Genomic DNA, 19,393 nt, shown 5'->3' on the forward strand with positions numbered 1-19,393 from the left:
CAGGTCGCCAGGTCGCCAGGTCGTATCGTCCCGAGCTCGCCGCCGGCCTCGCTTACGCCCTGTTGCACGAAGGCCGGGGCAGCGGCCCCCGCGCCGCGCCCGGGGTTGCTACAAGTCGGCATGCGCCCCACGGTCCGCGTGCCCATTGCCATCCTCTCCTACCACCAGACGGCGCCGCCGCCCCCGGCCGGCACGCCCTGGGACAGCCTGGTGCTCGCCCCCGCGCGCTTCGAGCGCCAGCTGCGGGCGCTGCAGGCCCTGGGCTGGCGCGGCCTCTCGCTGCGGGACCTCGGGCCCTACCTGCGCGGCGAGCGCCAGGGCAAGGTGGTGGGGATCACGCTGGACGATGGCTACCTGAGCAACTTCACCCACGCCCTGCCGGTGCTGTGCGACCTGGGTTTCACCGCCACCGCCTTCGTGGTGAGCTCGCAGGTGGGCGGCAGCAACCGGTGGGACACCGCCCTGGGCGTGCCGCCCGCGGCCCTGATGGACCTGCCGCACCTGCGCGCCTGGGTGCGCGCCGGCATGGAGGTGGGCGGGCACACCTGCCGCCACGTTGACCTTACCGTCTGCGAGCCGGCGGTCGCGCGCGACGAGATCACCCGCTGCCGGCATGACCTGGAGCAGGCCGTCGGCGCCGACGTGCGCAGCTTCAGCTACCCCTACGGCCGCTGCACCCGCCAGCACGCGGCCTGGGTCGCGGCGGCGGGCTACGAGTGGGCCACCACCACCGTCAGCCGCCGGGTGGGCCCGGGCGTCGACCCGCTGCGCCTGCCGCGCATCACCGTGTGGGCCTCGACGCCGCTGCCGCTGCTGCTCGCGCGCGTGACCACCGGCCTGGAGGACGGCCGCCGCGCCGCGGCGCATGCCCTCAGGTGCGCGATGCTGCCGCAATGGCACGTGCCCGTCGCATGACCGGGCGGGCCAGCGCGCGCAGGGGCTGCAGCGCGCCGCTGCCCCGCCACCAGGCGCGGGCGGCGCGGCGCGCGCCCTGGGCCAGGCTGGCCAGCGAGGGCCGCGCCACCCAGCCGGTGGCCAGCGGCAGGGCGGTGTCGGCGAAGCTGGCCTTGTAGGCGTCATCGCCCTGGCCCAGGTCCAGCATCGCGCAGCCCCCGGCCGCGGCGGCGCGCGCCACCTCCAGCAGCAGCAGGGCGCCGGGCGAGTGCGCCGCATGCGCCGCCTCGTACACCGGGAACCACCAGTGCCAGGCCTGGGGCGAGCGCAGGCCCAGGTGGGCGGCCACCAGCTGGTCGCCGGCGTACAGGGCGCTCAGGCGGCCGGCGAAGTCTTCCTCCTGCGCCTGCCAGGCGGCCTGGGCGAGCGCGCGGGCCCAGGGCCAGGCGAAGAAGTCGGGCACGCCGGTGCGCCGGCACTGGCGCGACTTCAGGCGCAGCACCGTGTCGAACACGCGCCGGTCCGTCGTGTGCGCCTCGAAGCGCAGGGGGCCGACCTCGCGCGCCAGCTTGCGCGCCTTGCGTTCGAGCTGTGCCAGGCGGCTGGCGCCGGCCTCGCGCCGGCGCTGGCGCCAGGCGGCGTAGCCCTGCGCCAGGTCCAGCGCCGGCGAGGCGGTGCGGCCGGCGCCGGGCGGCGCCTGTGCGGCGGGCAGGTGGTCGAAGGCCCACCAGGCCAGGCCCGCCGCGCGCAGCAGGGCCGGCCAGTCGCAACGCAGGCCGGGGGCGCACACCAGGCCGTGGTGGTCCGACAGCGAGCCGCCGGCGGGCGCGCCGCGGCCGCGGTCGTTCTGGTGTGGCCACAGGGCGGTGATGCGCCCGCCCTCGTGCAGCACGCCGATGCGCAGGTCGGGGCGCGCCGCGGCCACGGCCCGCGCGAAGCCGGGCGTGAAGCAGGGGCTGGCCAGGGCGGGGTTGGCGGCGCGCAGCGCGCGCCAGGCCGCCAGCGTGGGCGCGTCGAGCTCGTCGGCGGTGAGGAGGTCCAGGGGCATGGCGCGGATGCGGCGCATCATGCGCCGGACCCGGCGGTCGCGGCGGGCGCGGTGAGCGCAGGTAACAGGCGCCTGCGGACGTTCCGGCGCCGGGCGGCGGTCGGAGCGCGCGGGCTGAGGCGCGGGCTGAGGCGAGGGCGAGGGCGTGAGGTCGCGCGGCGCGCCGGCCGGTTCAGGCCGCGCGGATCGTCGCCACCGGCACCACGGCCACCCCGGCCGTGGCGGGCGCCGCCGCGCCCGCCGACGCGCAGGTGTCGGTGCAGGGCATCTGGCACAGGTCGCGGCCGTGGCGGTCGCAGGCGCGGTTGAAGGTCACCACATGGTCCACCTGCGGGCGGATGCCGATCCACTCGCCGAGCTTGTGGTCGTGGTGGCTGGGCACATGCGCCAGCACGCTCTGGCCGCTGGCCAGGCGCAGGGTGTAGAGAAATTCCGAGCCGCGGAACGACTTGCGCACGATCTGCGCCTTCACCGGCGCGTCGTCGTCGTGGAGGATGTCGTCGGCGCGCAGCAGCACGTCGCACTCGCCGCCGGCGAAGGCGCAGGGCAGGGGGCACTCGGCCACGTCGGCCAGCGGGCCCAGCGGCGTGTCCACCACCACCTTGCCGCCTTCCTCGCGGATCGTTGCCGGCGTGAACACGCCGTGGCCGATGAAGTCGGCCACGAAGCGGGTCGCGGGGCGGTGGTACAGCGAGTACGCGTCGTCCCACTGGTGCAGCTTGCCCTCGTGCATCACGCCGATGGCGTCGCCGATGGCGAAGGCCTCGAGCTGGTCGTGCGTGACGAACAGCGCCGTCGCGCCGGCCGCCTTGAGGATGCCGCGGATCTCGTGGGCCAGGCGCTCGCGCAGGTCCACGTCGAGGTTGGAGAAGGGCTCGTCGAGCAGCAGCAGCTCCGGCTTGGGCGCCAGGGCGCGGGCCAGGGCGATGCGCTGCTGCTGCCCGCCGGAGAGTTCGTGCGGCATGCGCCGCTCGGTGCCGGGCAGGCCCACCAGGGCCAGCACCTCGGCCACCCGCTGCGCGCGCTCGGCCCGCGGCAGGTGCTCGATGCCGAAGGCCACGTTGCGGCCCACGTCCAGGTGCGGGAAGAGGGCGTAGTCCTGGAACACCATGCCGATGCGCCGGGCCTCGGCCGGCACGTGCAGCTGCTTGCTGCCCACCACCTGCCCGGAGATGCGGATCTCGCCCGCGCTCGCGCGCTCCAGGCCGGCGATGGCCCGCAGCAGCGTCGTCTTGCCGCAGCCCGAGGGGCCGATCAGCACGCCGATGTCGCCGCGCGGCAGGCCGAACGAGACCTGGTCCACCGAGGGACGGGTCGCGCCCGAATACCGGACGCCCAGCGCGGACAGCTCCAAATGCATGAGCACCATTCTAGATGCATACAATTCTCATTTGCATCGTTCCCGGTCCAGGCTGCGCCTGGGTCCCTCCCATGCGCCTGCCCCGATTCCAGGACGTCCTGCTGTTGCTGCTCGCCGCCGTGCTCCTCGTGCCGGTCGGCGGGGTGCTGGTCGCCTGGGCGCAGTGGGACGCCGCCAGCGCCGGCATCCTGCGGGAGATGGCGGCCACCGTCCTGCCCCGGTACGCCCTGTCGAGCCTGGCGCTGTGCGCCGCGGTCGCCGCCGGCGTGGCGGTGGTCGGTACGGCCTGCGCCGCGGCCGTCACGCTATTCGACTTCCGCGGGCGCCGCAGCTTCGAGTGGGCGCTGCTGCTGCCGCTGGCCATGCCGGCCTATGTCACCGCCTACGCGTACACCGACTTCCTCCAGTTCAGCGGTCCGCTGCAGTCGGGCCTGCGCGCCGCCTTCGGCCTGGAAGGGCGTGTCTTCCCCGAGGTGCGCAACCTGCCCGGCGCGGTGTGGGTGCTGGTGTTCTCGCTCTACCCGTATGTCTACTTGCTGGCGCGCACCGCCCTGGGCGAGCGCGCCGCGCACCTGATGGAGGCGGCCCGCCTGCTCGGCGCGCCGCTGCGCCGGCGCATCGCCCAGGTCGCCCTGCCGCTGGCCCGGCCGGCGGTGGCCGCCGGCGTGGCGCTGGCGCTGATGGAGACGCTGGCCGACTTCGGCGTGACCAGCTACTTCGGCATCCAGACCTTCACCACCGGCATCTACAAGGCCTGGCTGGCCATGGACAACCGCGTCGCCGCCGCGCAGCTGGCCACGACGCTGCTGGCGGTGGTGGGCATGGTGCTGTGGATCGAGCACCGCGCGCAGCGCCGCCTGCGCTTCTCCGCCACGCGCGGCGGGCGCGCCGGCTCGGGCGAGGCGCAGCCGGTGCGGCTGTCCGGCGGCAAGGCGGTGGCGGCCTGGGCGGTGTGCAGCCTGCCGGTGCTGGCGGGCTTCGTGCTGCCGGTGGCCTTCATGCTGCGGCCGCTGGCGGCCGACTGGTCGGTGCTGCCCTGGGACCGCTTCCTCCAGTGGGCCTGGAACAGCGTGCGCCTGGGCACGGTCAGCGCGGCGCTCGCGGTGGGCCTGGCGCTGCTGCTCGCGTTCACGCTGCGCCGGCGCGGCGACCTCGTCACCCGCGCCGTCGTGCAGCTCGCCGGCCTGGGCTATGCGGTGCCGGGCGCGGTCATCGTCGTCGGGCTGCTGCTGCCGGTGGGCTGGCTGCAGCAGGTCGCGCCCTCGGCGCCCACGGTGTACTGGGTCACCGGCACCGTCCTGGGCGTGGTGTGGGCCTACCTGGTGCGCTTCATGTCGGTGGCGCTGCAGTCCATGCAAAGCGGCTACGCCCGCATTCCCCCCACGCTCGACGACTCGGCCCGCATGCTCGGCGCGGCCGGCTTCGGCCTGCTCACGCGGGTGCACTGGCCGCTGCTGCGGCGGTCGGCCGTGGCGGCCTCGCTGCTGGTGTTCGTCGACGTGATGAAGGAGCTGCCCGCCACCATGGTGCTGCGCCCCTTCAACACCGACACGCTGGCGGTGGTGGCCTACCAGCTCGCGCGTGACGAGCGACTGGGCGAGGCGGCCCTGCCTTCGCTGGCACTGGTGCTGGTGGGGCTGATCCCTGTGGTGCTTCTGAGCCGCACGCTGCGCGAGAAGCAGCGCTGACGGCGAAGGGCCCGGTCCCCTCGATCGCCGCACGGGCATTCCGTGCGCCGCGCCGGCGCGGTGCGGGTCAGGCCTCGTCGGCAGCGGCCTCGGGCCGGCCCTCGCGCTTGCGGTAGACGATCTCCCCGGTGGGCACGTGCACCACGCGGATCTCCTGCCCCGACTCGGCCCGGAAGTTCTTTGCCGCGAGCGCCACGGCCAGGCCCCGGTTTCCCACCAGGAGCTGGCGTCCCCCGACCTGGGGCAGGAGCCTGCCGGACAAGGGGCGGTTGCTTTCGATGCGGTATTCAGCCGACGACATGGGGGTACCTCTCTGACCTGTCTCTCTCGTTTTGCAAGTCCCGGGCCAGCGCCATCGTGTGGCGCGAGGCAGGTGTCCGGGGGATGGAGAGAGGTTAGTCCGCTCGGGTTCGAAGTCTGTAGGACAACGGCCCAACGGTCCGGAGGCCGCGGGCGGGCCCGCATGAAGCTTCGATGACAGCGCGCCCACGGTCCGCGCGCGCCGCGGTCGAAGGGGTCAGGCCGCGCCCTTGATCTGCGCGAACTTCGCCTCGAGTTCGCGGCGCATCGCGCGGCGCGCTTCGGCCGCGGCGTGGCGGCGCTTCTGGTCCTCGGACTGCGGCACCAGCGCCGGCACCGGCGTGGGGCGGCCGTCGTCGTTCACCGCGATCATGGTGAAGAAGCAGCTGTTCACGTGGCGCACCACCTGGGTGCGGATGTCCTCGGCGATCACCTTCACGCCGACCTCCATCGACGAGGTGCCGGTGTGGTTGATCGAGGCCAGGAAGGTGACCAGCTCGCCGACCTGGATCGGCTGGCGGAACATCACCTGGTCGACGCTCAGGGTCACCACGTAGCGGCCGGCATAGCGGCTGGCGCACGCGTAGGCCACCTGGTCGAGGAGCTTGAGGATCGTGCCGCCATGCACCTTGCCGGAGAAATTGGCGGTGTCCGGCGTCATGAGGACGGTCATCGAGAGCTGGTGCGAGGGCAGGTCCATGGCCCGATCGTACCTGCTCGTTTTCCCTAGTGCGGCATTGCCGTGCCGGAGGGATCGCGGTTCGTTTGATGGCTAAGATCCCGGCCTGCCCTGCGGCCGCCGCGCGCCGCCGCTTTCCACAGGAGACCCTCATGCAAAAACGCCACTTCCTCCATGCCGTTGCCGCTGCCTCGCTGGCGGTGGCCTGCGGCCACGCCGCCGCGCAGTCGGCCGGCACCTTCAAGATCGGCCTGATCCTGCCGATGTCGGGCCCCTTCGCCTCGACGGGCAAGCAGATCGACGCCGCGGTGAAGCTGTACCTGGCGCAGAACGGCGACAAGGTCGCGGGCAAGAAGGTGGAGGTGATCCTCAAGGACGACACCGGCACGCCGGACGTGACCAAGCGGCTGGCGCAGGAGCTGATCGTGAGCGACAAGGTGCAGGTCATCGCGGGCTTCGGCCTGACGCCCCTGGCCTTCACCACGGCGCCGCTGGCCACGCAGTCGAAGACGCCGATGGTGGTGATGGCGGCGGCGACCTCCAGCATCACCGAGGCCAGCCCGTGGATCGTGCGTTCTAGCTTCACCGCGGCGCAGGTGGTGACCTCGCTGGCCGAGTGGGCGACCAAGAACAACATCAAGCGGGTGGTGAGCCTGGTGACCGACTACGGCCCGGGGGTGGACTCGGAGAAGTTCTTCACCGAGCGCTTCAAGCTCAATGGCGGGGAGGTGGTGGAGGCGCTGCGGGTGCCGCTGCGCAACCCGGACTTCGCGCCGTTCCTGCAGAAGGTGCGAGATGCCAAGCCGGACGCGCTGTTCGCGTTCGTGCCCTCGGGGGCAGGCTCGGCGCTGATGAAGCAGTTCACCGAGCGCGGGCTGGACAAGGCGGGCATCCGGCTGATCGCCGAGGGCTCGGTGACGGACGACGACATCCTCAACTCGATGGGTGACGTGGCGCTGGGGGTGGTCAGCTCGCACCACTACTCGGCGGCGCACAACTCGCCGATGAACAAGAAGTTCGTGGAGGCGTTCCAGAAGGCCAACAACGGGCTGCGCCCGAACTTCATGGCGGTGGGCGGCTATGACGGCATGCGGGTGATCCTGGAGGCGGCCAAGAAGACCAATGGCGCCGGTGGCGAGGCGCTGCTCAACGCGATGAAGGGCCAGGTGTTCGAGAGCCCGCGCGGTCCGGTGTTCATCGACGCGCAGACGCGCGACATCGTGCAGAACGTGTACATCCGCCGGGTCGAGAAGAAGGACGGGCAGCTGTGGAACGTGGAGATCCAGACGCTGACCGACGTCAAGGACCCGGGCAAGTCGAAGTAAGCCGTCGATGACCCTGTCCCGAGACCTCGTCCTCGTTCCCGGCCTCATGTGCGATGAGGCGGTGTGGGAGCCGCTGTACCCGCACCTGCCGGCGGGCGTGGCCTGCCAGGTGGTGGACCACGGCGACGCCGACCACCTGACGGTGATGGCGCAGCGCCTGCTGGAGGCTGCGCCGGCGCGCTTCGCGCTGGCGGGGCACTCGATGGGCGCGCGCGTGGCGCTGGAGGTGATGCGGCTGGCGCCGCAGCGGGTGGAGCGGCTGGCGCTGCTGGATACCGGCTACGCGCCGCTGGCCGCGGGCGCGGCGGGCGAGGCGGAGAAGGCCAAGCGCCAGGCGCTGCTGGAGAAGGCGCGGGCGCAGGGCATGCGCGCGATGGCCGCCGAGTGGGCTCAGGGGATGGTGCACCCGGACCGGCTGCAGGACGAGGCCTTGATGGAGGCGATCCTGGGCATGTGCGAGCGCAAGACGGCGGACCAGTTCGCGGCGCAGATCCGGGCGCTGCTGGCGCGGCCGGACGGCTCGGCGGTGCTGCAGTCGCTGCAGGCGCTGGGGGTGCCCACGCTGATCGCGTGCGGGCGCCAGGATGCCTGGGCGCCGGTGGCGCAGCACGAGGCGATGCACCGGCTGGCGCCGGGCGCGGTGCTGGCGTTCGTGGAGGACGCCGGCCACATGGCGCCGATGGAGCGGCCCGCCGAGACGGCCGCCGTGATCAACCGCTGGCTGGCGCAGCCGGCCTGATGCCATGACCGAACTTGAACGCCTGCAGGCCGAGAGCGCCTGCCGACACATCGTCCTGGCCGCCGCGCGCGCGGTGGACGACCAGGACTACCCGGCCCTCGCGGCCCTGTTCGCCCCCGAGGGCGAGCTGGTGCGCCCCGGCGGCCAGCCGCTGGTGGGACCCGCCGCGATCCTGGCCTCCTACGCCGCCAAGGACCCCGAGCGCCTGACCCAGCACATCGTGTGCAACCACGTGGTCACGGCCGACTCGGACACCGCCGCGCGTTCGCGCTGCACGGTGATCCTGTGGTCCTCGCGCCGCAGCGAGGAACTCACGCCCAAGGGCCGCAAGGCCGACCCGCTGCAGCAGGCCGGCGAGATCGAGGACGAATTCGTGAAGACCGCCGAGGGCTGGAAGATCCGCCGCCGCCGCGCCTGGTTCACGATGTACGCGCCGGGCGCCTGAGGCGCCTGCTGCGCGCCGGCGGGCCTCAGTCCGCCGTGATGTTGTTCCTGCGAATCAGCTCGCCGTAGCGCGCCAGCTGCGCGCGCGTGGCCGTGCCCAGTTCCTCGGGCGAGGTGCCGCGCGGCGTGAGGCCCTGGGCCGCCAGCTTGCTGCGCACCTCGGGGTCGGCCAGCGCCTTCCTCACCGAGGCGGCCAGCGTGTCGACGATGGCCTTGGGCGTGCCCGCCGGCGCCATCAGCGTGAACCAGGAGTTGAACTCGAAGCCCGGCAGGCCGGACTCGGCCACCGTGGGCACGTCGGGGAACTGCGGCAGGCGGCGCGGCGTGCTCACGGCCACCAGCCGCAGCTTGCCGGCGGCGACCAGCGAGGTCACCGTGGCGATGCCCTGGAAGCCGGCCTGCACCTCCTTGGCCGCGGTGCCGGTTGCGGCCTGGGTCGCGCCCTTGTACGGCACGTGCTGCATCTGCAGCCCGCCGGCCTGCGCGGCGAACAGCGCCATCGCGATGTGCTGCGGGCTGCCGTTGCCACCGGAGCCGTAGTTCACCTGCCCCGGCGCGCGCTTCGCGGCGGCGATCAGGTCCGCGGCGCTGCGCACCGGCGAGTCGGCCGGCACCACCAGGCCCCATTCCACCGTGGCCACCAGCGAGACCGGCTCGAAGTCCTTGAGGATGTCCCAGGGCATGCGGGCCTGCATGTTCGGCACCATGGTCATGATGCTGTCGTTGAAGCCGCCCAGGGTGTAGCCGTCGGGCGCGGCCTTGGCGACGTTGCCGGCGCCGATCAGGCCAGCCGCGCCGGGCTGGTTCTCGATGACGAAGGACTGGCCCAGGTCCTGCCCCATCTTCTGCGTGACGATGCGCGCGGCGTTGTCCACCGCGCTGCCCGCGGCCAGCGGGATGATGATCTTCACCGGCTTGCTCGGCCAGGGCGCGGTCTGCGCCTGCGCGGGCGCGACGAGCAGCAGGGGGAAGGTGGCGGCGGCCGCGAGGGCCAGCCGCCGCAGGGGGCTCAGGGGTTGCATGGAAGGTCTCCTTCGTGGTTTTTCTTGGATGCGGCTGGGAAGTCGCGGACGGATCCGCTCACGGCGCCTCAGGCCTGCGCCAGCGACGGCGCGCCGACCTCGGCGGCCAGCGCGTCGAGCTGCGCGCGCAGCGCCGCGGGCAGGGCGATGCCCAGTTGCTCGTTCTCCAGGCGCCTGGCGTGGCTCTGCTCGCCGGGCAGCCAGATGCGGTCCACGCCCGGCATGCGCTCGCTGGCGCGCATCTCGCGAATCACCTGGTCGACGCGGGCCTTGAAGGCCGCCACGTCGCCGAAGGCCGCCGGGTCGATGACGGCGATCGCCTGGCCGGTGTTGGTGGTGGTCTGGTAGTCCTTGTTGAAGTCGATCACCTGGCGGCCCATCGCGGCGCCATTGAGCGTGCCCGCCAGCAGGCCGACCACCAGCGCCAGCCCGTAGCCCTTGTAGCCGCCGATAGGCATGAGGAAGCCCTCTTCCGAGCGGGTGGGGTCGGTCAGGGGCTGGCCCTGGCGGTCGATCATCCAGCCCACCGGCATCTGCTCACCGCGCTGGGCCTTGGCCTTGACCTTGCCGTAGGCGGCCACGGTGGTGGCCATGTCCAGCACGATCGGCGCCTCCTCGCCGGCGGGCACGGCCACCGCGATCGGGTTGGTCGACAGCAGCATGTCCAGGCCGCCCCAGGGCGGCAGGTGGTTGGCGTTGCCCACCGCGAAGTACAGGGCCACCATGTCGTGCTCCAGGGCCATGCGCGCGTAGAGCGAGGCCGGGCCGGCATGGTTGGAGTGGTGCGAGCCGACCCAGGCGATGCCGCAGTGGCGGGCCTTCTCGATGGCCAGGCGCGCGGCCTTCTCCATCACCAGGTGGCCGAAGCCGTTGTCGCCATCGAGCAGGGCCATCGCGACGCGCTCCTGCGTCACGCGGATGTCCGGCGTGAGGTTGTAGCCGCCGGCGCGGATGCGCCTGACATAGGGCGCGAGGCGGATGGCGCCATGGCCGTCCGAGCCCTGGGCCTCGGCCTGCGCCATCAGGCGGCCGACGGTGGCGGCGTCCGCGGCAGGCAGGCCCTGGGTTTCCAGCACCCGGGCGATGAAGCGCGCGAGCTGCGCGACGGGGATGCGGCCTTCAGCCATGGGGAGCGATCCTTTGCTTGAGCGAGAGCGCGGCGCAGTCCGGGCTGGTGAGCACCGGGCAGGCCACGTCGGCCTGCGACGCCTCGCGCGCCGCGGCCATGGAGAACTGGGCCAGCATGACGACGTCGCAGCCCGCGAGCTGCGCGGCGCCGGCGGCGACCTTGCGGTGGTGGTCCTGGGGGCGGCCGGCGGCGAGGTCCTGCATGGCCTCGGGGACAAAAACGGTGCGCAGGTCCAGCGCGACGCCGCGGGCGCGGGCCATCGCCTCCAGCTCCGCGGACATCGAGGGCAGGGAGGCCTGGAAGGTGGCCACCAGGCCGGCCTTCAGCGGCCGGCCCGCGGGCGCCAGGCCCAGGGCCTGCTCGAACATCGCCTCGTTGGGCTTGAGCGTGGGCAGGCCGGTGGCCGCGCCCGCCGCCTCGATGGCGGGGCCGAAGGCCGAACAGGTGAACAGCACGCCGCTGCAGCCGGTGCCGGCGGCGTAGCGGGCCAGGGTGAGGAAGCGCTCGACCATCGCCGGGGTGAGGGCGCCGTCGCGTGCGAGGTCCACCGACAGGCTGTCGTCGAGGAGGTTCATGCGCACGGCCTGCGGCCAGTGGCGCTCGAACGCCGCCTGGATCGGCTCCACGGCCAGCGCGGTGGCGTGGATCAGGGCGACGCGGGGGGAGGGAAAGGTCATGGCGCAGCATCGTAGCTGCGCCGCAGGCCCCGGGCGTCGCACCCGGGACTGGGGAAATCCCGGCAGGCCGTTGCAGCCTGCCGGGGGCGCGGGGCTTATTGCTCCGCGAAGGCGCGTTCGATGACGAAGTCGCCGGGGCGCGTGGTGTTGCCCTCGCCGAAGTCGCGGGCCTCGAGCAGGGCCTTCAGGTCCTTCAGCATGGCGGGGCTGCCGCAGATCATCACGCGGTCGGTGGCCGGGTCGAGCTTGGGCACGCCCAGGTCCTCGAACAGCTTGCCGCTCTGGATCAGGTCGGTGATGCGGCCCATGTTCTTGTAGGGCTCACGCGTGACCGTGGGGTAGTAACGCAGCTGCTTGGCCACCATCTCGCCCAGGAACTCGTGCTGGGGCAGGTGGTCGGTGATCAGGTCGTGGTAGGCCAGCTCGTCGACCTCGCGCACGCCGTGGACCAGGATGACTTCCTCGAACTTCTCGTAGGTTTCCGGGTCGCGGATGATGCTCATGAAGGGCGCCAGGCCGGTGCCGGTGGACATCATGTACAGGCGCTTGCCGGGCAGCAGGTAGTCGATCAGCAGCGTGCCGGTGGGCTTGCGGCCGACGATCACGGTGTCGCCCACCTTGATGTGCTGCAGGCGGGAGGTCAGCGGGCCGTCGGGCACCTTGATGGAGAGGAACTCCAGGTGGTCCTCGTAGTTGGCGCTGACGATGCTGTAGGCGCGCAGCAGCGGCTTGTCGTTCACGCGCAGGCCGATCATGGTGAAGTGGCCGTTGCTGAAACGCAGGGAGGCGTCGCGGGTGGTCGTGAAGGTGAACAGGCGGTCGGTCCAGTGGTGGACGGACAGCACGCGTTCCTCGTTGAAAGCGCTCATGGTCGGGAAGGCGGGTGGCGGGCTGGGCCCGCGGTGGCAAGGGGGGAACCTGGACAGCGTAGCAGCCGGGCGGCATGCCGCCCGGGGACGGTTCCGGTCACCTTGACCGGGGTCAAGGCGGAATCTGCGATTCTACCGGGCGCGGCCCCCGGCCCGGCAAAGGCCCACGGGGCGTGGGCTCAGTCCATGGACAGGGCCTGCGCCGCCCCGTCGAGGGCCGGGGAGACCGGGCTGTGGATCACCCAGGTCGGGACCTGGGCCAGGTAGACGGCGAAGCGGCCCTTGGCCTCGAAGCGGGCGCGGAACGGCGAGGCGTCGAAGCGCTCGCCCAGGCGCGGCACGATGCCGCCGCCGATGTAGACGCCGCCGCGCGCGCCCAGCGTGAGCGCCAGGTCGCCGGCGACCGCGCCGAGGAAGCCGCAGAACAGGTCCTGCGCCTCGGCGGCGCGCGACTGCGGGTGCTCCGCGGCCCGGGCCAGCACCTCGGCGGGCGCGGTGATCTCGCGGCCCTGCAGGCCATCGACCTCGCTGAGGGCGTGGTACAGGTCCACCAGGCCGGCGCCCGAGAGCACGCGCTCGGCCGAGACATGGCCGTAGCGCCGGCGCAGGCACTCGATGACGGCGAACTCGCGGGCATTGCCCGCGGGCAGGGTGACATGGCCGCCCTCGCCGGCGATCGGCAGGTAGTGCGCGCCGGCGGGCAGCAGGCCCGAGACGCCCAGGCCGGTGCCCGGGCCGATCAGGCCGATGGCCGCGCCCGCCACCGCCTCGCCGGGGCCGACCTGGCGCTTCTGCGCCGGCTGCAGCCGCGGCAGGGCCAGGGCCAGGGCGGTGAAGTCGTTGACCACCAGCATCCGCGCGGCGCCCAGCGCCTCGCGCAGCTCGCCGATGGAGAAGGCCCAGTGGTGGTTGGTCATGTGCACCCGGTCGCCGGTGACCGGGTTGGCGATGCCGATGGCCACGCTCGCCGGCGCGGGCAGGCCCTGGTCCGCCAGGTAGGTGCGGATCGCCGCCAGCAGCGAGGCATGTTCGGCGCAGGGCAGGACCTGCACCCGGGTGATCGGCGCCGAGGCGTCGGCCTGCCAGCCGAAGCGGGCGTTGGTGCCGCCGACGTCGCCGAGCAGGCGCGGGCCGGCCGCCGCCGCGGCGGCCGTGCCCGGCGCGCGGGACTCAAACATCGCGGGCCGCCGCCAGCGCGGCGGGTTGCGCCGCGGGCTGCGCGCTGCGCACGCGCAGCGCCAGGCCGGCGGCGATCACCAGGAACACGCCCGACAGGCGCAGCACGTTGCGCGGGTCGCCGCCCAGGAGGCTGTCGTAGATCAGGGGCAGGGTGACCATCTGGATGATCATGGGCAGCACGATGAACATGTTGAAGATGCCCATGTACACCCCCACCCGGTCGGGCGGGATGCTGCCGGCGAGCAGCACGTAGGGGTTGCCCATGATGCTGGCCCAGGCCAGGCCCACGCCCAGCATCGGGATGAACAGCAGCCACTTGTCCTGGATCGCGGGCAGCGACCACATGCCGATGCCGGCCAGCACCAGGCAGGCCGCATGCACCTTGGCCGCGCCCAGGCGGCGGGTGAAGGCCACCATGGGGAAGGCCACCAGGAAGGCCACGAAGTTGTAGAAGCCGCCGATCTGGCCATTGAGCAGCCCGGCGTCGCGCACCGCCTGCGTGGGCTCCAGGCCGCCGAACACCGAGCGCGCGAGGCTGGGGACCACGTAGATCCAGTAGGCCATCATCGCGTACCACTGGAACAGCTTCATCCACCACAGCTGGCGCATGGTGGCGGGCATGTCGCGGATGGCGTCGCGGATCTCCGCCAGCGTCGCGCCGATGCCGCGCGGCCGCGCCTCGAGCGCGGCGCGCTCCTCGGGCGGCATGGGCAGCTCGGGCACCCGGCGGATCGACCAGTACACGGTGGTGATGGAGCACACCGCGCCAATCATGAACGCGATCACCGTGATGTGGGGGATGTTGCTGCTGTTGACGGCGTCCTTGTTGAACCCGGCCAGCACCAGCAGGGTCGGCGTGAGGTAGGCCAGGGTCTGCGCCAGCCCGGTGAAGGCGCTCTGCGTGAGGAAGCCCAGCGAGTGCTGCTTCGCATCGAGACGGTCGCTGATGTAGGCGCGGTACGGCTCCATGGTCACGTTGTTCGCCGCGTCCAGGATCCACAGCAGGCTGGCCGCGAACCACAGCGCCGGGCTGAACGGCATGACCAGCAGGCACAGGCTGCAGATCAGGGCGCCGATCAGGAAGTAGGGCGTGCGCCGGCCCCACCGGCTGGTGGTGCGGTCGCTCATGGCACCGATGATGGGTTGCACCAGCAGGCCGGTGACGGGCCCGGCCAGCCACAGCAGCGGCAGCTTGGACTCGTCGGCGCCGAGGAACTGGTAGATCGGGCTCATGTTGGCCTGCTGCAGGCCGAAGCTGTACTGGATCCCGAAGAACCCCAGGTTCATGTTCAGGATCTGCCAGAACGACAGGTGGGGCTTGGCGAAGCTCACGGGGTCTCCTTCTTCAGCAGCCAGAGGCTGCCATGGGGCTGCAGCACCGTCCGGGCCGGCAGGGCGGCCTGGCCGGACAGCAGCTCGTGCCAGCCCCCGGCATGGCCGGTCAGCGCGGCGAGGTCGATGGCGCGGGGCGTACGCGAGAAGTTGAACAGGGCCACCGCCTGGTCGCCGCGGCGCAGGGCCAGCACGGCGCCGTCGCCGGCGTCCAGCCGCTGCAGCGGGCGCGCCGCCAGCGCGGGCTGCTCGCGACGCAGCGTGGCCATGCGGCGCAGCGAGGCCAGCACGCGGCCGCCGGGCGTGGCCGGGTCCTGCGCGGCGCGCAGGGCGGCCTCGTCGAAGCCGGGGCGGTGCAGCTCGCGGCCGTCGTTGCCGGCGGCCAGGCGGCGGGCCACCTCGTCGTCGGCCACGTTGGCCTGCGCGAACTCGTCGCCCATGTACAGCAGCGGCAGGTCGCCGGCGAAATAGGACAGCGACTGCAGCAGCAGCATGCGGTCGACCGCGGCCTGCGCCTCGGCGGGCGTGGCGGCGCACTCCAGGCCCGCGAGTGCCGAGAGCATGCCGTTGGTGCCGTGCACCGGGCGGGTGGGGCTGGTCTGGAACGAGGCGCCGCGGGCGTAGCTGCCCGGCGTGCGGCCGGCGTAGAACTCGGAGACCTGCAGCAGCACGGCGTCGCCGGACAGGCCGGCGTCGGCCAGCTCGGGGCGCAGCACGTTCCAGCCGATGTCGTCGTGGCAACGCACGTACGTCATCCAGCCGGCGCCCGCCGGCAGCGGCGGCGTGCCGGCCAGCACCGCGCCGGGCACCTGCGCGCTTTCCTGCGCCAGGCCGGCCCAGGCCGCGGCCATCAGGCTGGAGTGGTAGGCCACGTGGCACTCGGGCGCGGGGCGCTCGCCCAGGCCGAAGTAGGGCGGCAGGTCGCGCGTGGGCATGATGGCCTCGGCCTTCATCAGCACGCCGGGCGCGGCGATGTCGGCCAGCGCGCGCAGTGCCTGCAGGATGTCGTGCACCTCGGGCTGGTTCAGGCCGTCGGTGCCCTCGCGCTTCCAGAGGTAGCCGGTGGAGTCGAGGCGGAAGGCCTCGACGCCCTGGTTGGCCAGGCCCAGCAGGGCCATCGCGATCTCGGTGAAGACCTCGGGGTTGGCCCAGTTCAGGTCCCACTGGTAGGGGTAGAAGGTGGTGCGCACCCAGGCGCCGCGGGCCTCGATGCGGGTGAAGTTGCCGGGGGCGGTGTCGGGGAAGACCTGCGGCAGGTGGCGCTCCCAGCGCGCCACGTCGTCGGCGGTGGGCAGCCAGTGGAAGAAGCCGGCCAGGCGCTCGTCGCCGGCCAGCGCGCCGCGCGCCCAGGCGTGGTCGTGCGAGACGTGATTGAGCACCATGTCGCTGCACAGGCTGATGCCGGCCTCGCGCAGCTGCGTGGTCAGGCCGGCCAGGTCGCTCCAGGTGCCCAGGGCGGGGTCGACGTCGTCGAAGCTCGCCACGGCGAAGCCGCCGTCGTTGGGGGGCGTGCCGGGACGCAGGAAGGGCAGCAGGTGCAGGTAGGACACGCCCAGGGCCTGCAGGTGGGGAATGCGCTGCGCGACGCCGCGCAGCGAGCCGCCGAACTTGTCGGCATAGGCGCAATAGCCGACGCCGCCGCGGCGGAACCAGTCGGGGTCCTGCTCGCGGGCGAGGTCGAGCCGCCACAGGGCGGCGGGCCGGCGCATCGCGGCGGCCAGGGTGTTCTGGACCAGGGCTTCGAACCAGGCGTCGAAGCGCGGGTGGGTGCCATACAGGCGTGCCAGGCGCTCGCGCAGCAGCGCGCGCCGTGCGGACAGCCGTGCCTGCAGCACCGGCTGGCGTTCATCGTGGACGTTCGGGGCCATGGGGGCGCCCAGTTCGGGAATCGGGTTCAAGTGGGGATTCCGTTCGGGAAGCAGGGCCGGCCCGCTTGCGCGGACCGGCCCCGGGACAGGACAAGGCGTGCTTAGAAGTCGTACTTCAGGCTGACCTTGCCGGAGCGGCCGTTGAAGGCGCGGGCGGCGTGGCCGTCACCCTCGACTTCGGTGTAGGCCAGCTTGTTGAACGCATTGTTCACGCTGACCGAGGCGGTCAGGTTCTTCGCGACCTGGTAGCTGGCGAACAGGTTGGTGATCACGTAGGAGTTCATGGTGATCGTGTTGGCGTCGTCGCCGTAGGACTTGCCCGAGCCGATCAGCATGGCGCCGACCTGGACGTCGCCCAGGGTGTAGGACGGAGCGATCGAGTACACGGTCTTGGCCTGGCGGCGCGGGGTCTTGCCCACTTCGGAGGGGCTCAGCGACTTGGTGATCTCGGCATCGGTCAGGGTCACGCCGCCGTTGATGCGGAAGGCGCCCATGCGGTAGCCGGCTTCCAGCTCCAGGCCCTGGGCCTTGTAGCTGTTGGTCGTGAACTTCTGGGTGGTCGCCTCGAAGTTGCTCTCGTCGGTCTTGGCGAAGAACAGCGTGCCGAACAGGCTCAGGTTGCCCTGGCGGTGCTTCACGCCCACTTCCTGCTGCTGCAGGCGGTTGAACGAGGTGGGCTTGGTGCCGTTGAGGGCGCCCTTGGTGCCATACAGCAGGCGGTCGGCCGAGAAGTTGTAGCCATCGCTCACGCGGGCGTAGACGGCGGTGTCACGGGTGATCGCGTAGTTGGCGCCGATCGAGGTGGCGTTCTTCGAGATCTTGTAGTTCACCGTGTCGGCGGAGGCCGGGTTCCAGCTGCCGGCCGACAGGTCGGTGGCGTTGGTCACCGAGGTGCCGTTGAACGTCTGGCCCGAGGCCTTCATGCTGTTCTGGCGGATGCTGGCGTCGATGCTCAGGGGACCCTTGTCCCAGCTCACCGCGGCGTAGGGCGCGGTCACGCTGTAGCGGACGTCATAGGTGCGCGAGCAGCAGCCGCCCCAGGTGGCCCAGCCGGTGGAGGTCGGGGTCGCGGAGTAGGCGCCGGAGGCGTAGTTGATGCTGTACTGGTTCCAGAACCAGGTCTGGGCCACGTTCTGGGTGCCGGAGAACACGCCGCCGGTGAACAGGGCCTTGCCGCCGCTGAGGTCGAAGGACTTGGACAGCTTCACGTCGTTGAACATGTTGTCCATGTTGTCCAGCGACGTGTTGAACATCGTGCCGGTGAAGTTCGCGGCCGTGCCGTTGTTGCCGTTGTCGGCCGGGAACAGCGCGATGAAGCGGCCCGAGTTCGAGCTCTTGCGGAACTTCTCCTCCAGGACCCAGCCGCCGTCCAGGTTGAACTTGGCTTCGGCGCCGATGGCGGTGCTGGTCACGTGCAGGCCGTTGGCCGGGTTGGACGCGACGCGGTTGCCGGAGGCGTCGATGGTGACGTCGCGGGTCAGGGTCGGGTTGATGAAGAAGGCCTTGCGCGGGTCGATGCCGGCGACGGTCTGGATCTGGCCGTTCACCAGCTTGGTCGGCACGGGCATGAACGACGGGGTCTTGTCGTCCAGGTGCTTGAAGTTCAGGCGCACGTAGGAGCCGCCGCCCAGTTCCTTGGTCAGGCTGGCCTTGACCTGGCCGCCGTCCTCGACGGTCTGGCCGTTGCCGCGCGCGCCGCCCTCGCCCTGGCGCACGAAGCCGCCGATGTTGACGTAGGTGTCCTTGGCGACCTGGGTGCCCAGGTTGAAGTCATAGCGGTTCAGGCGCGAGCCCAGGCCGACGGTCACGCCGACGGAGTTGCTGGCGTCCTTGCCGGACTTGCTCACGAAGTTCACCACGCCGCCGGGGGAGTTGGAGACCATGGTGGAGGCGCTGCCGCCACGCACCACTTCCACGCGGTCGGTGGTGTAGTCGGCGCGCAGGAACTGGTCGGCGGTGCCGAAGGCGATGTCGCCGAACAGCAGGACCGGCAGGCCGTCTTCCTGGAACTGGACATAGCGGCTGCCGCCGGCGGACACGGGCGCGCCGCGCACGGTCACGTTGGCATTGCCCTCGCCGCCGGAGGACTCGGCGCGCACGCCGGGCACGGAGCGCAGGATTTCAGCGGCGTTCGTCGCGCCGCCGCGGACGATCGCTTCCTCGCCGACCGAGCTGACGGAGTCGCTCGAGCGCATCTTCGAGCGGGCGGCCGGCGAAGCGGTCACCACGACTTCGTCGAGGTTCAGGGTCTGGGCGTTGGCAGCGCCGATCTGCAGGGCCGCCAGCGTCGCGGCCAGGGCGACCTGGCTCGGGCGGATATGGAAACGTTGGGTCTTCAAGGAAGTCTCCTCTCTAGGTTTCGAAAAACATGTCGTCTCATGCAGGGGCTGCCCTGCCGTCGTGCATGCAGGTGCGATTCTGTTGTGTCTGCAAACGTTTGCAAAGTGTTTGCAGCCCGAAATCGGGTGCGCCGCAACGGATCGACGGGTTGAATCCCGCCCTGCGGGGGTCTCTCTCCAGAGGGGAAAACCTCGAAAGTTGGCTCGCTCTAGCGCTTCTCATTAGGACTTTCCCTAGTGTGAAAGGGCAGCAACAAGTCGCTGAACGCACTTTTTCAATGTGGAATCGCAGGGCAGGGTTTCACCTGATCCGCAGGTGTGGGCGCAAAAAGTAGCATTGCAATCGTTTTCAAAACCTGCACATGACGACGATGGACTACGCCAGCAGCCAACGCAAACCCAGCAAGCACCTGGTCGGCTTCGCCGCGGTGGTGGTGCTGCATGCCCTGCTGTTCTGGGCGATCAACTCCGGCCTGGCCCGAGCCTTCGTCAAGAAGCTCA

The 19,393-nt window shown here is 71.8% G+C and carries 17 protein-coding genes; 5 read left to right on the forward strand and 12 right to left on the reverse strand.

Annotated features, from left to right (window positions below):
* The first annotated feature begins 120 nt into the window (after positions 1-120).
* Complete coding sequence (locus tag ACT80S_RS13895) at positions 121-915, forward strand: polysaccharide deacetylase family protein (protein ID WP_377416748.1); 795 nt, start codon at positions 121-123, stop codon at positions 913-915.
* Here the strand turns inward: ACT80S_RS13895 and ACT80S_RS13900 are convergent.
* On the reverse strand, positions 872-1,942 hold the full coding sequence (locus ACT80S_RS13900; protein WP_377416750.1) for a GNAT family N-acetyltransferase: 1,071 nt from the start codon (positions 1,940-1,942) through the stop codon (positions 872-874). The genes ACT80S_RS13895 and ACT80S_RS13900 overlap by 44 nt on opposite strands.
* A 172-nt stretch (positions 1,943-2,114) precedes the next feature.
* Positions 2,115-3,302 (reverse strand): ABC transporter ATP-binding protein, encoded by a 1,188-nt coding sequence (locus ACT80S_RS13905; protein ID WP_377416752.1) that lies wholly within the window; start codon positions 3,300-3,302, stop codon positions 2,115-2,117.
* A 71-nt stretch (positions 3,303-3,373) separates the two neighbouring features.
* Here ACT80S_RS13905 and ACT80S_RS13910 point away from each other — a divergent pair, with 71 nt between their 5' ends.
* The gene (locus tag ACT80S_RS13910; protein ID WP_377416754.1) at positions 3,374-4,990 is read left to right on the forward strand and encodes an ABC transporter permease; all 1,617 of its coding nucleotides are present in this window, start codon (positions 3,374-3,376) and stop codon (positions 4,988-4,990) included.
* A gap of 67 nt (positions 4,991-5,057) precedes the next feature.
* Here the strand turns inward: ACT80S_RS13910 and ACT80S_RS13915 are convergent, their stop codons facing one another.
* Both ACT80S_RS13915 and ACT80S_RS13920 read right to left on the reverse strand, forming a co-directional pair.
* Positions 5,058-5,291 (reverse strand): hypothetical protein, encoded by a 234-nt coding sequence (locus ACT80S_RS13915; RefSeq protein ID WP_377416756.1) that lies wholly within the window; start codon positions 5,289-5,291, stop codon positions 5,058-5,060.
* A gap of 216 nt (positions 5,292-5,507) precedes the next feature.
* On the reverse strand, positions 5,508-5,990 hold the full coding sequence (locus ACT80S_RS13920; RefSeq protein ID WP_377416758.1) for an acyl-CoA thioesterase: 483 nt from the start codon (positions 5,988-5,990) through the stop codon (positions 5,508-5,510).
* A 131-nt stretch (positions 5,991-6,121) separates the two neighbouring features.
* Here ACT80S_RS13920 and ACT80S_RS13925 point away from each other — a divergent pair, with 131 nt between their 5' ends.
* From ACT80S_RS13925 to ACT80S_RS13935, 3 genes are read left to right on the forward strand one after another with little or no spacing between them, the layout of a single operon-like run.
* The gene (locus tag ACT80S_RS13925) at positions 6,122-7,294 is read left to right on the forward strand and encodes an ABC transporter substrate-binding protein (RefSeq protein WP_377416760.1); all 1,173 of its coding nucleotides are present in this window, start codon (positions 6,122-6,124) and stop codon (positions 7,292-7,294) included.
* A gap of 13 nt (positions 7,295-7,307) precedes the next feature.
* Positions 7,308-8,033: an alpha/beta fold hydrolase gene (locus ACT80S_RS13930; protein WP_377416786.1), complete on the forward strand. Its 726-nt coding sequence runs from the start codon at positions 7,308-7,310 to the stop codon at positions 8,031-8,033.
* A gap of 4 nt (positions 8,034-8,037) precedes the next feature.
* Complete coding sequence (locus ACT80S_RS13935) at positions 8,038-8,478, forward strand: nuclear transport factor 2 family protein (protein WP_377416762.1); 441 nt, start codon at positions 8,038-8,040, stop codon at positions 8,476-8,478.
* A 25-nt stretch (positions 8,479-8,503) separates the two neighbouring features.
* On the opposite strand, the gene ACT80S_RS13940 is transcribed toward ACT80S_RS13935, so the two are convergent.
* From ACT80S_RS13940 to ACT80S_RS13975, 8 genes are all read right to left on the reverse strand, one after another.
* On the reverse strand, positions 8,504-9,499 hold the full coding sequence (locus tag ACT80S_RS13940; protein ID WP_377416764.1) for a Bug family tripartite tricarboxylate transporter substrate binding protein: 996 nt from the start codon (positions 9,497-9,499) through the stop codon (positions 8,504-8,506).
* Between the two features lie 68 nt (positions 9,500-9,567).
* A complete protein-coding gene (locus ACT80S_RS13945) occupies positions 9,568-10,626 on the reverse strand; it encodes an Ldh family oxidoreductase (RefSeq protein ID WP_377416766.1) in 1,059 nt (352 codons plus the stop codon).
* The gene (locus ACT80S_RS13950) at positions 10,619-11,305 is read right to left on the reverse strand and encodes an aspartate/glutamate racemase family protein (RefSeq protein ID WP_377416768.1); all 687 of its coding nucleotides are present in this window, start codon (positions 11,303-11,305) and stop codon (positions 10,619-10,621) included. The genes ACT80S_RS13945 and ACT80S_RS13950 overlap by 8 nt, the downstream gene beginning before the upstream one ends.
* A 95-nt stretch (positions 11,306-11,400) precedes the next feature.
* Positions 11,401-12,174 (reverse strand): ferredoxin--NADP reductase, encoded by a 774-nt coding sequence (locus ACT80S_RS13955; protein WP_377416770.1) that lies wholly within the window; start codon positions 12,172-12,174, stop codon positions 11,401-11,403.
* Between the two features lie 179 nt (positions 12,175-12,353).
* A complete protein-coding gene (locus ACT80S_RS13960) occupies positions 12,354-13,352 on the reverse strand; it encodes a glucokinase (RefSeq protein ID WP_377416772.1) in 999 nt (332 codons plus the stop codon).
* Positions 13,345-14,685: an MFS transporter gene (locus tag ACT80S_RS13965; protein WP_377416774.1), complete on the reverse strand. Its 1,341-nt coding sequence runs from the start codon at positions 14,683-14,685 to the stop codon at positions 13,345-13,347. The genes ACT80S_RS13960 and ACT80S_RS13965 overlap by 8 nt, the downstream gene beginning before the upstream one ends.
* Positions 14,682-16,583 (reverse strand): alpha-amylase family glycosyl hydrolase, encoded by a 1,902-nt coding sequence (locus tag ACT80S_RS13970; protein WP_377416776.1) that lies wholly within the window; start codon positions 16,581-16,583, stop codon positions 14,682-14,684. The genes ACT80S_RS13965 and ACT80S_RS13970 overlap by 4 nt, the downstream gene beginning before the upstream one ends.
* A 71-nt stretch (positions 16,584-16,654) precedes the next feature.
* Positions 16,655-18,892 carry a TonB-dependent receptor gene (locus ACT80S_RS13975; protein WP_377416778.1) on the reverse strand — a complete coding sequence of 746 codons (2,238 nt, stop codon included), beginning with the start codon at positions 18,890-18,892 and terminating at the stop codon, positions 16,655-16,657.
* Between the last annotated feature and the right edge of the window lie 501 nt (positions 18,893-19,393).

Source organism: Ramlibacter sp. MAHUQ-53, from assembly GCF_052600055.1.

Coding starts and splice junctions, on each gene's coding strand:
- ACT80S_RS13920 (WP_377416758.1), bottom strand. CDS start 5,990: ATGGACCTGCCCTCGCACCAGCTCTCGATGACCGTCCTCATGACGCCG.
- ACT80S_RS13945 (WP_377416766.1), bottom strand. CDS start 10,626: ATGGCTGAAGGCCGCATCCCCGTCGCGCAGCTCGCGCGCTTCATCGCC.
- ACT80S_RS13960 (WP_377416772.1), bottom strand. CDS start 13,352: ATGTTTGAGTCCCGCGCGCCGGGCACGGCCGCCGCGGCGGCGGCCGGC.
- ACT80S_RS13900 (WP_377416750.1), bottom strand. CDS start 1,942: ATGCCCCTGGACCTCCTCACCGCCGACGAGCTCGACGCGCCCACGCTG.
- ACT80S_RS13940 (WP_377416764.1), bottom strand. CDS start 9,499: ATGCAACCCCTGAGCCCCCTGCGGCGGCTGGCCCTCGCGGCCGCCGCC.
- ACT80S_RS13925 (WP_377416760.1), top strand. CDS start 6,122: ATGCAAAAACGCCACTTCCTCCATGCCGTTGCCGCTGCCTCGCTGGCG.
- ACT80S_RS13950 (WP_377416768.1), bottom strand. CDS start 11,305: ATGACCTTTCCCTCCCCCCGCGTCGCCCTGATCCACGCCACCGCGCTG.
- ACT80S_RS13935 (WP_377416762.1), top strand. CDS start 8,038: ATGACCGAACTTGAACGCCTGCAGGCCGAGAGCGCCTGCCGACACATC.
- ACT80S_RS13910 (WP_377416754.1), top strand. CDS start 3,374: ATGCGCCTGCCCCGATTCCAGGACGTCCTGCTGTTGCTGCTCGCCGCC.
- ACT80S_RS13895 (WP_377416748.1), top strand. CDS start 121: ATGCGCCCCACGGTCCGCGTGCCCATTGCCATCCTCTCCTACCACCAG.
- ACT80S_RS13905 (WP_377416752.1), bottom strand. CDS start 3,302: ATGCATTTGGAGCTGTCCGCGCTGGGCGTCCGGTATTCGGGCGCGACC.
- ACT80S_RS13955 (WP_377416770.1), bottom strand. CDS start 12,174: ATGAGCGCTTTCAACGAGGAACGCGTGCTGTCCGTCCACCACTGGACC.
- ACT80S_RS13915 (WP_377416756.1), bottom strand. CDS start 5,291: ATGTCGTCGGCTGAATACCGCATCGAAAGCAACCGCCCCTTGTCCGGC.